This is a genomic window from Mesorhizobium sp. M0816, from assembly GCF_040320005.1.
Classification (GTDB): Bacteria; Pseudomonadota; Alphaproteobacteria; order Rhizobiales; family Rhizobiaceae; genus Mesorhizobium.
On sequence record NZ_JAMYOT010000003.1, the window covers coordinates 287824 to 301033 of the forward strand.

The following is a 13210-nucleotide window of genomic DNA, read 5'->3' on the forward strand; positions in this document are numbered from 1 at the left end:
CGCATTTCGGGGTCATGCGCGAGGGCGCCAGGCGGGGGATCCAGCGCGCCTCAATGGCCTCCGCCACCGCCGCCCTGAGCGGCTGGCTTGCGGATCACCAGGGTGAAGAGCCCAAGCGTCGCGAACAAAACCGTCAGCATGAAGAATACGTCCATGAACGACAGCAGCGACGCCTGCTGCTGGACCATGCCTGACAGTTTGGAGATGGCCGCCTTGGAGGCGTCGAGCCCGGCGGTCTGCTCGAAGTTGAGCGTCATGTTCTGCAGCTTCTGCTGCGCAGCGGCACTTCCCCATTGCACGTGCTCGGAGAGCCTGGCGTAGTGGAAGGCATTGCGGTCGATCAGCACGGTGTTGATGACTGCCAGGCCGACGGCGCCGCCGAGATTGCGGGTCAGGTTGAACAGGCCAGACGCATTCTTCAGCCGCTCCGGCGGCAAGGTTCCGAGCGCAATGTTGTTGATCGGCACCATGCAAAGCATCATCGAGCAGCCGCGCAGGATCTGCGGGATCAGCAGTTCATAGAAATCCCAGTCGGCGGTTAGATGCGTCATCCACCAGGTCCCCGTGGCGAAGCCGAAGAAGCCGATCATCATCATGATGCGCGGGTCCATCTTGTTCGACAGGATGCCGGAGATCGGCGCAGTGAAGAACATGGCTAGGCCGCTGACGAACAGCGCCTCGCCGATCATCATCGAATCGTAGCCGCGGATCCGCCCCAGGAACACCGGATAAAGATAGGTCAGACCGTAGAGGCCGATGCCGACGACGAAGGAGAACAGCGAGCCGAAGGCAAAATTGATATTGCTGAAAGCCCTCAGATCGACAATCGGCTCCTCGGCGGTGAACACGCGCCAGAAGAACAGCACCGCGCCGAAGGTCATGATGACGGCGCAGATGAACACCGCCTGATCCTGCAGCCAGTCGTTGTTGGGACCTTCCTCCAGCACATATTCCATGCAGCCGAGGAAGGCGGCCATGCCGGCAAGCCCCCACCAGTCGAACTTGCTGAACAGCTTGAGATTGGGTTTGTCGAAGTCGATCAGCGACCAGGCGGCCGTCGTCACCAGAATGCCGGGCACGACGTTGACCAGGAACAGCCAGTGCCAGGACATGGCATGGCTGATATAGCCGCCGACGGTCGGGCCGATGGTTGGCGCCAGCGTCGCTACCAGGCCGATCATCGGCGAGACGATGGCGCGACGCGACGGCGGGAAGATGGTGAAGGCGGCTGCAAAGACGCTCGGGATCATGCCGCCGCCGATGAAGCCCTGCACGGCGCGGTAGACGATCATCTGGTCGATATTGGTTGCGGTCGCCGCCAGCGCGCTGGCCGCGGTGAAACCTGCCGCCGAGATTGTGAACAGCACCCGCGTCGACAGCATCCGGCTGAGGAAGCCCGACAGCGGGATCATCACCACCTCGGCAATCAGATACGCCGTCTGCACCCAAGGAATCTCGTCCGAACTGGCGCTCAGGCCCGCCTGGATCTCGGCCAGCGAGGCCGAGACGATCTGGATGTCCAGGATGGCCATGAACATGCCGAACACCATTGCCAGGAAGGCGATGACGCGGCGTGTCGAGATGTGGTCAACCGGCACCGGCATGGCTGGCGTCGGCGCCGATCCTGCAGTTAGGGTTGCGGTCGCCATGACCTTTGCTCCCGGTTCCGCTTTACTTCGATGCCGAAGGCGCCGTGCGGCTGTCGACGGCGACGACGACGCTCAGGCCGGCGCGCAGCTTGCCCGTCTTCAGCACATCCGCGGGCACGTCGATGCGAACCGGAACGCGCTGCACCACCTTGGTGAAATTGCCTGTGGCGTTCTCCGGCGGCAGCAGCGAGAACACTGCTCCCGAAGCCGGGGCCAGCGACGACACGGTACCCTCGATGTCCTGACCGTCGATCGCGTCGACCGACACTCTGACCTTTTCACCAGGCACCAGCCGGGCAAGCTGGGTCTCCTTGAAGTTGGCGACGATGTAGAGCTTGTCCATTGGCACGATGACGGCGAGCTTCTGTCCGGGGCTGATCAGGTCGCCCTGCTCGACCGAGCGGTTGCCGACCACGCCGTCATAGGGTGCGCGCAGCACGGTGAAGGACAGATCCCGCACCGCCTTGTCGTGGGCAAGCTGCAGCGAGGCCAGCGTGCTTGCCGATTCCGCCCGCTGCGCCTGAAGCACGCCGATATTGGCCTGAGCCGCCGCGATCTGCGCGTCGGCGCCGGCTAGTGCGGCATTGGCTTGCTCGACCGCCGTCTGGGCATCGTCCAACTGGGCCTGGGTACCGACGCGGGTCTTGAGCAACTGGGCGGCACGAACCTGAGCTCGCTTCGCATTATCGGCCGCGGCCTGGTCGGCGGTCTTCTGCGCCTGCGCCTGCTTGAGCGAGGCGCGCGCCGCCTCGGTCTGGGCATCGATGCGGTCGAGCGTCTTGCTCAACGTGGCGATCTGCGCCTCGGCCTGGGCAACGGCTATCTTGTAGTCGCCGTCATCGACGATCAGCAGCGGGTCGCCGGCCTTCACCTGCTGGTCCTCGGTCACTTTGACCTGATCGACATAACCCGAGATTTTTGGCGAGATGAACGCCGTGTCGGCCTGGACATAGGCGTCGTCGGTCGTGATCATGAAGCGCCCGTCGGTCCAGTAATCATAGCCATACCAGGCGCCGGCGCCCAGCAGGGCCAGGCCGATGATGGGCAGCAACATCGAGCGCATCGAGCGCTTCTTCTTGGCGGGAGCCAGCGGGGTGACGTCGGCGGGCTTGAGAGGGGTTTCCGGCGCTTCGATCGCAGGCTGGACCTTGGCACTGGGGAAGGGGCGGACTTCGGCACTGGTGGGCGCGTTCGAGGACATGATATCTCTCTAAAATTAACTGGCGCTGAATTTTGTCAGACTGAACCGTTCGGTTCGATCTCGACGTTGACTTAGCGCTTAAAGAGGACCATATCAAGAGCAATCGAACCGGATGGTTCGAATTATTTTACGAGGTGTGACATTATGGCCGAAGCCCCCAAGGCCGCTCCTTTGCCTGATTCAGGCCCATTGTCCAGCGCCGGCAAGGAGCAGTGCGATCTGCTGGACAGTCTGCCGCGCGGCCGCCCGGCCGCGGGGCAAGACCCGGTTAAGCGCAGCCAGATCATCGACGGTGCGCGCCGTGTCTTCATCGACAAGGGCTTCGAAGCCGCGTCGATGAACGACATTACGCGCGAGGCCGGCGTGTCCAAGGGCACCATCTATGTCTACTTCGCCAACAAGGAAGAGCTGTTCGAAGCGCTGATCGAGGAAGAGCGCGGCACGATTTTCAAGAACATGTACGAAGTGCTCGACCAGATTGGCGACCTTCGCCAGACGCTGGTGAAGTTCGGCATCGTGCTGTCCATGAAGATCACTTCGGCGAGGGTCATCCTAGCGCAGCGGACGGTGATCGGCGCGTCGGAACGCATCCCGGAGCTTGGTGCCCGGTTCTACGAACGCGGCCCGAAGCGTGGCCATGACAGGGTCGTCGTTTTCCTCAACATGGCTATCGAACGCGGCCTGCTGAAGATCGACGACGTCGAGCTTGCCGCCTATCAGTTCACCGAGCTGTGCCTGGCCGGTCTTTTCCGCCAGTGCATTTTCGCCTATCGCACCAAGGCGCCAAGTGCGGCCGAGATCGAACACATCGTCAGGTCGGGCGTCGATGTGTTCCTGAAGGCCTACGGCACCGAACAGCTTGCAGAGCAGGAACGGGTCTCCAGCCCCGCCTGACAGGCTGCCAGGGTCGGTGGCCTATCCGCCATTGGCGGCGAGCACGATCGCCGCACGCAATCCCTCGAGGCCCTCGCTCTTTTCCGACGACGTGGCGAGCACGAAGGGAAATGCCGCCGGGCGTTTCTTGATCTTCTGGAGCGTTTCCTCGATCAGCCGCGGTACCCCCGCCGCCTTGATCTTGTCGGTCTTGGTCAGCACGATCTGATACGACACCGCCGCCTTGTCGAGCAGCGACAGCACCTCGTCGTCCTTGGCCTTGATGCCATGGCGGGCATCGATCAGCACGTAGACGCGCTTCAGCGTCACCCGGCCCTTGAGATAGTCGAACACGAGCTTCGTCCACTCGTCGACCTTTTCCTTCGGTGCCGTGGCGTAGCCATAGCCTGGCATGTCGACCAGCGCCATCGGCGGCAGATCGGCGCCTTCTCCCGAAAATCCGCCAGGCACGAAATAGTTGAGCTCTTGCGTGCGGCCCGGCGTGTTGGAGGTGCGCGCCAGCCCCTTTTGGTTGACCAGCGCGTTGATCAGCGACGATTTGCCGACATTGGAGCGGCCGGCAAAGGCGATCTCGGGTGGACCCTCCGGCGGCAGGAATTTCATCGCCGGCACGCCGCGGATGAAGATCCAGGCTCGCGTGAACAATTCGATGCCGATCGTGGTCTTGTTCAACGCGTTCAAACCGCTGCCTCCAGAAGAAAAATGTTGCTGCCACGAATGGCATCGAGATTGCGGCTGATCTTTTCCACCGGCCAGTGCCACCACGCTAGCGCCAGCAGCCGCCGGATGGTCCTGTCGTCGAAGCGCATCTTCACCACCTTGGCCGGATTACCGGCGACAATCGCATAGGCTGGCACATCGTGCGTCACCACCGACTTTGCCGCGACGATAGCGCCGTCGCCGATTTTCACGCCCGGCAGCATCACCGCTTCCATGCCGATCCAGACGTCGTTGCCGACGATTGTGTCGCCACGCACCTCCTTCGACCATGTCGCCGGGTCGAAGCCTTCCTCCCAGCCGTGACCAAAGATGTTGAACGGATAGGTCGAAAAGCCGGACATGGCGTGATTGGCGCCGTTCATGATGAAGCGCGCGCCTTCGGCAATGGCGCAGAACTTGCCGATGATCAGCCTGTCGCCGATGAACGGATAATGATGCAGCACGCATTTTTCGGCGAATTTGTCGGGTCCGTCAGGGTCGTCATAATAGGTGAAGTCGCCGATCTCGATATTCGGCGCCGTCACCAGCGGCTTCAGAAAGCCGACGCGCGTGTGCAACGGGATCGGATGCTTGATCGATGGATTGGGTCCGGTCATATCGAGCTCCGTCGGCAACTGCCAGCCAGGTCAAAATAGCGCGATCCGTCCGGCAGTACCAATCGCTTAATCCAGGCGGGCAGCTTGTGCAAAAAGCCCCGGACGAGCCGGGGCTTTCTGGTTTCGCACTATCGGAGCGCCGGCTATTCCGCCGGCGACGGTTTCTTGCGGAACAGCGCGACCAGATTGTCCCACAATTCGATCTTGGCGCCTTGCCGCTTCATGATCACGCCCTGCTGCAGGATCGACAGCGTGTTGTTCCAGGCCCAGTAGATGACGAGGCCGGCCGGAAAACCCGCCATCATGAAGGTGAAGATCACGGGCATCCACGTGAAGATCGCCGCCTGCGTCGGGTCCGGCGGCGTCGGGTTCATGCGCATCTGCAGGAACATCGTCACGCCCATGATCAGCGGCCAGACGCCGATCATCAGCATGTGCGGCAAGGTAACGGGGATCAGCCCGAACAGGTTGAAAATCGATGTCGGGTCCGGCGCCGCCAGATCCTGGATCCAGCCGAAGAACGGCGCGTGCCGCATCTCGATGGTGATGTAGAGCACCTTGTAGAGCGAGAAGAACACCGGGATCTGCAATGCCACCGGCCAGCAGCCGGCGAGCGGATTGATCTTCTCGGTCTTGTAGAGCTCCATCATCGCCTGCTGCTGCTTCATCTTGTCGTCCGCGTATTTCTCGCGGATCTCGAGCATCTTGGGCTGCACCTTCTTCATGTTAGCCATCGACGCATAGGACTTGTTGGCGAGCGGGAAGAACAGCGCCTTGATGATGACGGTGGTGGCGAGGATCGCCAGACCGAAATTGCCGAAGAATTTGTAAAGCGTGTCGATCAGCCAGAACATCGGCTTGGTGATGAAATAGAACCAGCCCCAGTCGATCAGAAGGTCGAACTGGCGGATATGACGGTCCTTTTCATAGGCGTTGATCGTCGAAACTTCCTTGGCGCCGGCGAATATCTCCGATTCCACGGTCGTCGATTGCCCGGGAGCGATCGTGACCGGATCGGACAGGAAATCGGACTGGTAGCTGTGCGGGTGGGGCCCGCTCTTGAACTCGAAATAAGAGAATTTGGGCTGAAATTCGCGGCCGGCAGGCGGCACCAGGGTCACCGCCCAATATTTATCGGTGATGCCTAGCCAGCCGTCGGTCGACTTGCCTGGCTTGTATTCCTTGTCCGATTCGACCTTGGAGTATTTGTACTCTTGCAGGCCTTCGCTGCCGGTAACACCGATCAGGCCTTCGTGCAGCACATAAGTGCTGGCGATAGCCGGCTTGTCGAAACGGGTAACGCGGCCATAGTTCGACAACGTCGCGGGTGCCGAGCCCCCATTCTGGACCGTGTCGGACACGGTGAACATATATTGGCTGTCGACAGAGAAGGTGCGCTTGAAGGTCAGGCCCTTGTCGTTGGTGAAGGTGAGCGTCACTGGCGTCGCCGGCGTCAGCGTCGCATTGCCGTCGGTCTGCCAGACCGTGTCGGGGCCGGGCAGCCTGCCCACATCCGGCGTGCCGGAAAAGCCGATCTCGGCGAAATAGCCGTTCGGCAGGGACGCCGGGTTGAGCAACGCGATCTCGGGCGAAGTCTTGTCGACCGTCTCCCTGTAATGCTTGAGCCGGAGGTCGTCGAGGCGCGCACCGGTGAGGTTGATCGAGCCTTCGAGGCTCGGCGTGTCGATCTTGACGCGGCTGGTCGAGGCAATCGCCTGGTCGCGGCCGGCGGGCGTCACAGCGTCGCCGCCAGGCGCGCTCGGAATGGCGCCGGGCTGCACCGGTGTTTCGGTGGCGCCCGGGCTGGTGCCTTGGGCGGCCTTCTTCTGCTCCGCCACGCGCTGCTCTTCGATGCGGGCGGCTTCGCGCTGCATCTCGCTGCGCGGCATCACATAGAAATATTGCCAAAGCGCCAGGATCAGCACCGACAGTGCGATGGTGATGAAGAAGTTGCGGTTGTTTTCCATCGAAGCCCTTGGCCTATCGTGTTCCACGCAATCTGCGGGAGAGTTCGGCCTTCAACTGGCCGAACGGAGTCGTAAGCACGTCTTCGCGCCCGACGATGACATAATCATTGCCGGGCACCATGTCATCCGCGGCATGCGTGCGCACGGCCTCTCTCAGCCGCCGCCGGATGCGGTTGCGAACGACGGCGTTGCCGACCTTCCTGGTGACCGTATAGCCGACGCGCGGCGCCTCGCTGTCGCCGCGGCCCAGGACCTCGACGAGGAAAAGCCGCCCGCGGCGCTTTTCGCCACGGCGGACGGCCAGGAATTCCGCGCGCTTCAGAAGCCGCTTGGGATGGGGACCCGTTGGCTTGCCGGTTGCGGGCAACGATCTTGTCTCTCGCTTGGTGCTCAGGCGCTGAGACGCTTGCGGCCGCGGTTGCGGCGGGCTGCGACGACGCCGCGGCCACCTTTGGTGGCCATGCGGGCGCGGAAACCGTGCCTGCGTTTGCGAACGAGTTTGGACGGCTGGTAAGTACGCTTCATTTGTTTAAATACCGCGGGGTGCGGCCCTTCTTGATTCTGTCACTTTGTAACAGGAGCTTTGCCGGGCCGGTTTTGGCGCGATCGAAACCGCGCCGGGACGAATGGCCCGAGCGTGAGCGGGCTTATAGAAAGAAGGGTTTTGGAAGTCAATCCAGCGTGTCGGGCCGGCATTGTCGGACCGGCATCGAAGTCTTGCGGCCCTTTGTCCGGCTTCGACCAAGGATGAATTTGGCAAAAAAGCCGCAATCGCCTAATCTCACCCGATCAAGCGATCGTGAAGACGAGCAGTCCCTAAGACAAGCAGCCGTGATGACAGGCAGCCGTGACGACGAGCATGAGTGAAGTCCCAGCAACCGACGAAAGCATCGCCCAGGCGAAGGCGGCCACCCGCAGGGTGCCGCTGGCGCGCGGCCTGTCGACCAAGTTGCTGCTGCTCACCATCGTCTTCGTGCTCTTGGCCGAAATCCTCATCTTCGTGCCCTGGATCGCCAGCTACAGGCTGAGTTGGCTGAAGGAGAGGCTGAGCACCGCCGCCGCGGTTTCCATCGTCCTGGTGCAGGGCGAACCTGCCTCGCTGTCGCGTGCCGCCCAGAACGACGTACTGATGGCGATCGGCGCCAAGGCGATCGCCGTGCGCGACGGCGGCGTCTCGCGGCTTCTGGTCGTGGCCGAAATGCCGCCGCAGGTCGACGAGCATATCGATATCGCCAATGTCGGCATGATCAAGGGTATGACCGGCGCGCTGGACACGCTGTTTTTCGGCGGCAAGCGGATGCTGCGCGTTTTCGGGCCGGTCGGCGACAGCGACAAAGAATTCGAGCTGATCATGCCCGACCACCGCCTGCGCAATGCCATGCTGATCTATTCGCGCAACGTCGCCTTCGTCTCGCTGCTGATCTCGCTGTTCACCGCCATGCTGGTCTACGCCGCGATAGACCTGATCATGATCGGCCCGATCAGGACGATGACACGCTCGATGCTGTCCTTTTCCGAGGCGCCCGACGATCCCGGTCGCATCATTCACCCCGCCGCCCGGGCCGACGAGATCGGCGTCGCCGAACGCGAGCTGTCGCAGATGCAGGAGCGGCTGCAGAAGATGCTGACCGAGCAGAAGCACCTGGCCGATCTCGGCCTGGCCGTGTCGAAGATCAACCACGACATGCGCAACATCCTCGCCTCGGCGCAACTGATGTCGGACCGCCTGCGCCAGGTCAAGGACCCGACCGTGCAGGCCTTCGCACCAAAACTGCTGCGCGCGCTCGACCGTGCGGTGTCCTACTCGGAGGGCGTGCTGGCCTATGGCCGCACCCAGGAGCCGCCGCCGTCGCGCCGCAGGCTGCGGCTGCGCCAGCTGGTCGAGGACGTCCAGGGCCTGCTCGACATCGAATGCGGCATCGAATTCGTCAACGCCGTCGATCCGGTGCTTGAGGTCGACGCCGATTCCGACCAGCTGTTCCGCGTGCTCACCAATCTTAGCCGCAACGCCGTGCAGGCGATGGCGGCCGACACCGAGAGCGCCGTGGTGCGCCGCTTGACCATATCGGCCGAGCGCATCGGCAGCGTCAGCCGCATCGTCGTCACCGACACCGGCCCCGGCCTGCCGCCAAAGGCGAGAGAAAACCTGTTCGCGGCATTTCGCGGCTCGGCCCGCAGCGGCGGCACCGGCCTTGGCCTGGCGATCGCCCATGAATTGATCCGCGCCCATGGCGGCACGGTGGAGCTGGTCGAAAGCATCGGCGGCCGCACCACATTCGCGGTCACCATTCCCGACCAGCCGGTCCGGCTCGACCAGGCCCGCAACGGACTGCGCCGCCCGGCGTAACGAACCGTTTCGTTACGGACCGTTTCAATTCGCAAATGGTTGGTCCGAGGCTACGAGCCATCAGCTCGGCCGCCGTGCAACGGCGTCTTTCGTTACGGGCCGTTCCGATTGGCAAATGACTGATCCAAGACGACGACCTATCGGCTCGGCCGCCGCGTGACGCGATCTTGCCTTCGCCGGCCGGCGCATGACGGCAAAACATGACGGCAAAACTTTTGGCCAGGATCGGCTTGCTTTTCGCAAATTCAGTCGCTAGGGAACAGCTCACATTCGCGGCCGGTCGCCAGGATCGGATCGCGGGGCTATGCAAAGCATGGCCTGTTGCGCGCCCGTAGCTCAGCTGGATAGAGCACCAGACTACGAATCTGGGGGTCAGGAGTTCGAATCTCTTCGGGCGCGCCAATAAACTCATGCCTACCCCCGGGAACATAAGTAACAGAATCTACCACCGGTGGCCGGAAAGTCGCGAGGGCTGAGCGCCATCCATGCCAAAAAGGGGATCGTCAGCTAATGCTGGGCTCAGTCGGCCTGCTTAATCTCCGGGCCCGGTTCAGTCGGCGGGCCTGGCGTGCAATCCTGGCCAGTGCATTCCTGCACGGGATCTTTCGCCGGCGGGAGACAATTTTGGCCTTCACAATGAACGGGCGGCTGCGTTGTTGCGGCTTTATTGTTCTGCGGCACAGGCCGATCCTCAGCGCGAACGGCCGGCATTCCAACGTCGATCATGGCCGTGCACAAGAGCGCAATCCGAAGCAAATTCATTTTCGCCTCCGCAACTGACAGCGAGACGCAGATTATACCTTCGAACTGCGGCCAACATCCTGTCACCCGCGAACGGCGTTAACAGCGCGTTTCATTGCCGGTCGGAAGGGCGTACCGATTGAGATCGAGCGTCGTCCTCTTCCTGGCAAAATAGCGCCAGAAACGGGGCTTTCGGCCAGAGGTGACTGAAGCCAACCTTCCGATTTTCCTGTACACCTGTTCGAAGGGTTCGAGGTGCGTTAGGGCCTCGCATATTCGAGGTTTTCAGTTCTTTCACGGGGGAACGTACATGACGGCATTCAACAGCGTCCGCTTCCGGGTCAAGCCGGGTAGTGAAGACGAATTCGTCGAACTGTTCAGCAGCGCTCCGCGCAATTTCGAGGGATTGCGAAAAATGGCTCTCATCAAATCGGGAGATGGCGCCTTCTTCTCGATTGGAGAGTGGGACACTTTTCAGCACATGGTCGATGCCAGGCACAAAATGCTGGGCAATCTTGATCGGTTCCGCCATACGTTGCAGCAGCTTGAGGGCGGATATACGGATGCTGTTTCCGGCGAGGCTGTCTTCGAAACGGACGGCAGGAGCAGCGGCAGGTCGGTATAGTTTCGCACTTCGAAAAGCTTATGCCGTGCGCCACTTCCCGGCTCTATTACCTAAACCGCACATTCCCCCTGGAAAGCTCTGCCACCGACCTGCATCCCATCAGCCGCATGTCGCGTTCGATCTCGGTTCGCATCAGGCCGAGCGCCCGTTCGACGCCGGCCTGTCCGGCGGCTGCCAGCGGGAAGAGATAGTAGCGCCCGACGCCGACGGCCTTGGCGCCCAACGACAGGGCCTTCAGCACATGCGTGCCGCGCTGGACGCCGCTGTCGATGATCACGTCTATCTTGTCGCCCACCGCGTCGGCAATCTCCGACAGTTGGTCGAAGGGGCTGCGCGAGCCGTCCAGCTGTCTGCCGCCATGATTTGACAGAACGATACCGGTGCAGCCGATGTCGACCGCCTTTCTGGCATCGGCGACGCTCATGATCCCCTTCAGGCAAAACTGGCCGTTCCAGAAGCGGACCATGTCTTCGACGTCCTTCCAATCCAGCGATGGATCGAGGATCTCGGTGAAATAGCGGCTGATGGAAAGCGCTCCGCCACCGAGATCGATATGGCCGTCCAACTGGGGCAGGCTGAACTTTTCGTGCGTCAAATAGTCGATAGCCCATCTCGGCTTGATCGCGAACTGCATCATGCCGCCGGGCGTAAGCCGAAAGGGGATGGAAAAGCCGGTCCGCAGGTCACGCTCGCGGTTTCCGCCGGTGACGCTGTCGACCGTCAGCATCATCACCTCGACGCCGGACATCTTGGCGCGCTCCATCATGGCGCGGTTCAGGCCGCGATCCCTGTGGAAATAGAACTGATAGACCTGCGGCGTCCTGTGCTTGCGGACTTCCTCCAGGCTGACCGTGCCGAGCGAAGAGACGCCGAACATCGTGCCGAACTTCTCCGCCGCCGCGGCGACGGCGCGCTCGCCGCTATGGTGAAACAGTCGCTGGAGAGCCGTCGGCGAGCAATAGACCGGCATCGCCAGCTTCTGGCCCATGACGGTGACCGACATGTCGACCTGTCCGACGCCGGCAAGGACGTTGGGGACGAGATCGCAGTCCTCAAACGCCGCCGTGTTGCGCCGCAGCGTCGTCTCGTCGTCCGCGCCGCCATCGATATAATTGAAGATCGGACCTGGCAGGCGCTGTTTTGCCAGCCGGCGGAAGTCCTGAAAATTGTAGCAGCTTTGCAATCTCATGAAATCAATCGGGTATATGCCGGGCCCGATGTCAAGCCTGTGCCATTGTCGATCGCCGGCGCTCTCGCCTCAGCCCGCCAGAGCGCCAACCGACTCCCGCTCCACCAGCGGGCATTCGAGCTTGGTGATGGGATAGCGGCCACGACCGGGAGCAGCGGGGACTTCGAGCTGCTCGATCGCCCATTGTCCCATCGCCATATGCGGCAGGATCGACGTCGTCAGCGGCGGGAACAGATGCCGCGCGATCTCCTCGTCGTCATAACCGATCACCGAAATATCCCGGGGGATGTGCAGGCCGGCCTCCTTCAGCGCCTCGTAGCAGCCGATCGCGGTGCGGTCGTTCTGGCAGAAGATGGCGGTCGGCCGGTCCTTCAACGCCAACAGCTTGACGGTCGCGGCATAGCCGGCGCTCGCCGACCAATCGCCTTCGACGACCAGCGCCGGGTCGAACGGGATGTCGGCCGTCGCCAGCGCCCGGCGGTAGCCCTTCAGCCGGTCCTGCGCCGCCTGCATCCAGGGCTCGCCGGTAATGGTGGCGATACGCCGGTGGCCATGGCTGATCAGGTGCCGGGTGGAGCTCTGGCCGCCGGCGATCTCGCTCGGCACCACGGCGGGGAAGGCATAGTCGGCAGTGTAGCAGTTGAGCAGGATGACCGGAATGTCGAGGCCGTAGAGATGGTCCGGCGCGACGATCTCGCGGGTGAAGATGGTCATGTAGATCAGCGCCGAAATGCCCCGCTTGGTCAGCGCCGCGATGGCGCGAGGCTCCATCACCTCGTCGCCCATGGTCTGCGCCACCAAAAGCACATTGCCGGCGTTCCATGAGGCTTGCCGCGCCCCTTCAATGGCGACGACCGCCTCCGGGCTGGTCGCAAGTTGGTCGACTGCGAAGCCGATCACGCCATCCAGCCCGCCGAATGCGGCAACAGGGGCTCGCAAGGCAGAAAACACGGGCGGCGAATAGCCCAGCGTTCGTGCGGTCTCAATCACTCGCTCTCGGGTTTGCTGCGACAGCCTGATGCCTGGCGTGTTGTTGAGGACGAACGAGACCGTCGCCTGCGAACAGCCTGCGGCCCTGGCGATGTCGGTCATGGTGACGCGGCCCTTGGGGTTTTTCCCGGACGGCTTGCGCCGTCTGGTACCCTGAAGGACCGCATCCCGAAGTGGTTCGTTCATGGCGTTAGTCCCTCGAATTTTCGCATTTATAAGGCAAAGCGCCACTAATAGATATAATCGACCCTCTTAGACGATTTAGTCGCCAATCCAAAACGGTTGTGACTG

13 protein-coding genes and 1 tRNA gene are annotated in these 13210 nt (G+C 62.2%); 5 read left to right on the forward strand and 9 right to left on the reverse strand.

Going from position 1 to position 13210, the window contains the following annotated elements; all coding sequences use genetic code 11:
* Nucleotides 1-50: 50 nt before the first annotated feature.
* Together NKI17_RS05810 and NKI17_RS05815 are read right to left on the reverse strand one after the other, a co-directional pair.
* Nucleotides 51-1604, reverse strand: coding sequence for a DHA2 family efflux MFS transporter permease subunit (locus NKI17_RS05810; RefSeq protein ID WP_245274730.1), 1554 nt, complete (start codon nt 1602-1604; stop codon nt 51-53).
* Nucleotides 1605-1671: 67 nt separating this feature from the next.
* The gene (locus NKI17_RS05815; RefSeq protein ID WP_352620605.1) at nt 1672-2850 is read right to left on the reverse strand and encodes an HlyD family secretion protein; all 1179 of its coding nucleotides are present in this window, start codon (nt 2848-2850) and stop codon (nt 1672-1674) included.
* Between the two features lie 144 nt (nt 2851-2994).
* Between NKI17_RS05815 and NKI17_RS05820 the strand changes: the two genes are divergently transcribed.
* Nucleotides 2995-3744 (forward strand): TetR/AcrR family transcriptional regulator, encoded by a 750-nt coding sequence (locus NKI17_RS05820; RefSeq protein WP_352620607.1) that lies wholly within the window; start codon nt 2995-2997, stop codon nt 3742-3744.
* A 21-nt stretch (nt 3745-3765) separates the two neighbouring features.
* Here the strand turns inward: NKI17_RS05820 and yihA are convergent, their stop codons facing one another.
* From yihA to rpmH, 5 genes are all read right to left on the reverse strand, one after another.
* Nucleotides 3766-4425, reverse strand: coding sequence for a ribosome biogenesis GTP-binding protein YihA/YsxC (gene yihA / locus NKI17_RS05825; RefSeq protein ID WP_031211985.1), 660 nt, complete (start codon nt 4423-4425; stop codon nt 3766-3768).
* On the reverse strand, nt 4422-5060 hold the full coding sequence (locus NKI17_RS05830) for a CatB-related O-acetyltransferase (RefSeq protein ID WP_023677492.1): 639 nt from the start codon (nt 5058-5060) through the stop codon (nt 4422-4424). Before NKI17_RS05830 ends, yihA begins: the two co-directional genes overlap by 4 nt.
* Before the next feature lie 143 nt (nt 5061-5203).
* Complete coding sequence (gene yidC, locus NKI17_RS05835) at nt 5204-7027, reverse strand: membrane protein insertase YidC (RefSeq protein ID WP_023677493.1); 1824 nt, start codon at nt 7025-7027, stop codon at nt 5204-5206.
* Nucleotides 7028-7040: 13 nt separating this feature from the next.
* The gene (gene rnpA, locus NKI17_RS05840; RefSeq protein ID WP_023677494.1) at nt 7041-7394 is read right to left on the reverse strand and encodes a ribonuclease P protein component; all 354 of its coding nucleotides are present in this window, start codon (nt 7392-7394) and stop codon (nt 7041-7043) included.
* Nucleotides 7395-7417: 23 nt separating this feature from the next.
* The gene (rpmH, locus tag NKI17_RS05845; protein ID WP_008833937.1) at nt 7418-7552 is read right to left on the reverse strand and encodes a 50S ribosomal protein L34; all 135 of its coding nucleotides are present in this window, start codon (nt 7550-7552) and stop codon (nt 7418-7420) included.
* Between the two features lie 334 nt (nt 7553-7886).
* On the opposite strand from rpmH, the gene NKI17_RS05850 reads away from it, so the two are divergent.
* The 4 genes from NKI17_RS05850 to NKI17_RS05865 all read left to right on the forward strand — a co-directional run bounded on the left by NKI17_RS05850 (nt 7887) and on the right by NKI17_RS05865 (nt 10740).
* Nucleotides 7887-9374, forward strand: a complete 1488-nt coding sequence (locus NKI17_RS05850) for an ATP-binding protein (protein WP_023677495.1) — start codon at nt 7887-7889, stop codon at nt 9372-9374.
* 325 nt (nt 9375-9699) lie between these two features.
* Nucleotides 9700-9776, forward strand: a tRNA-Arg gene (locus tag NKI17_RS05855).
* Nucleotides 9777-9884: 108 nt separating this feature from the next.
* Entirely contained in the window at nt 9885-10154 is a 270-nt protein-coding gene (locus NKI17_RS05860) for a hypothetical protein (protein WP_352905515.1), read from the forward strand.
* Between the two features lie 271 nt (nt 10155-10425).
* Nucleotides 10426-10740, forward strand: a complete 315-nt coding sequence (locus NKI17_RS05865; RefSeq protein WP_352701780.1) for an antibiotic biosynthesis monooxygenase family protein — start codon at nt 10426-10428, stop codon at nt 10738-10740.
* A gap of 46 nt (nt 10741-10786) precedes the next feature.
* Here NKI17_RS05865 and NKI17_RS05870 read toward each other — a convergent pair whose 3' ends face one another.
* Nucleotides 10787-11929, reverse strand: coding sequence for an alpha-hydroxy acid oxidase (locus NKI17_RS05870; RefSeq protein ID WP_352620611.1), 1143 nt, complete (start codon nt 11927-11929; stop codon nt 10787-10789).
* A gap of 69 nt (nt 11930-11998) precedes the next feature.
* The gene (locus NKI17_RS05875; RefSeq protein ID WP_352568509.1) at nt 11999-13105 is read right to left on the reverse strand and encodes a LacI family DNA-binding transcriptional regulator; all 1107 of its coding nucleotides are present in this window, start codon (nt 13103-13105) and stop codon (nt 11999-12001) included.
* Nucleotides 13106-13210 lie beyond the last annotated feature (105 nt).

Coding starts and splice junctions, on each gene's coding strand:
- NKI17_RS05865 (WP_352701780.1), top strand. CDS start 10,426: ATGACGGCATTCAACAGCGTCCGCTTCCGGGTCAAGCCGGGTAGTGAA.
- NKI17_RS05850 (WP_023677495.1), top strand. CDS start 7,887: ATGAGTGAAGTCCCAGCAACCGACGAAAGCATCGCCCAGGCGAAGGCG.
- NKI17_RS05870 (WP_352620611.1), bottom strand. CDS start 11,929: ATGAGATTGCAAAGCTGCTACAATTTTCAGGACTTCCGCCGGCTGGCA.
- NKI17_RS05830 (WP_023677492.1), bottom strand. CDS start 5,060: ATGACCGGACCCAATCCATCGATCAAGCATCCGATCCCGTTGCACACG.
- yidC (WP_023677493.1), bottom strand. CDS start 7,027: ATGGAAAACAACCGCAACTTCTTCATCACCATCGCACTGTCGGTGCTG.
- NKI17_RS05810 (WP_245274730.1), bottom strand. CDS start 1,604: ATGCCGGTGCCGGTTGACCACATCTCGACACGCCGCGTCATCGCCTTC.
- rpmH (WP_008833937.1), bottom strand. CDS start 7,552: ATGAAGCGTACTTACCAGCCGTCCAAACTCGTTCGCAAACGCAGGCAC.
- NKI17_RS05815 (WP_352620605.1), bottom strand. CDS start 2,850: ATGTCCTCGAACGCGCCCACCAGTGCCGAAGTCCGCCCCTTCCCCAGT.
- NKI17_RS05820 (WP_352620607.1), top strand. CDS start 2,995: ATGGCCGAAGCCCCCAAGGCCGCTCCTTTGCCTGATTCAGGCCCATTG.
- NKI17_RS05860 (WP_352905515.1), top strand. CDS start 9,885: ATGCTGGGCTCAGTCGGCCTGCTTAATCTCCGGGCCCGGTTCAGTCGG.
- NKI17_RS05875 (WP_352568509.1), bottom strand. CDS start 13,105: ATGAACGAACCACTTCGGGATGCGGTCCTTCAGGGTACCAGACGGCGC.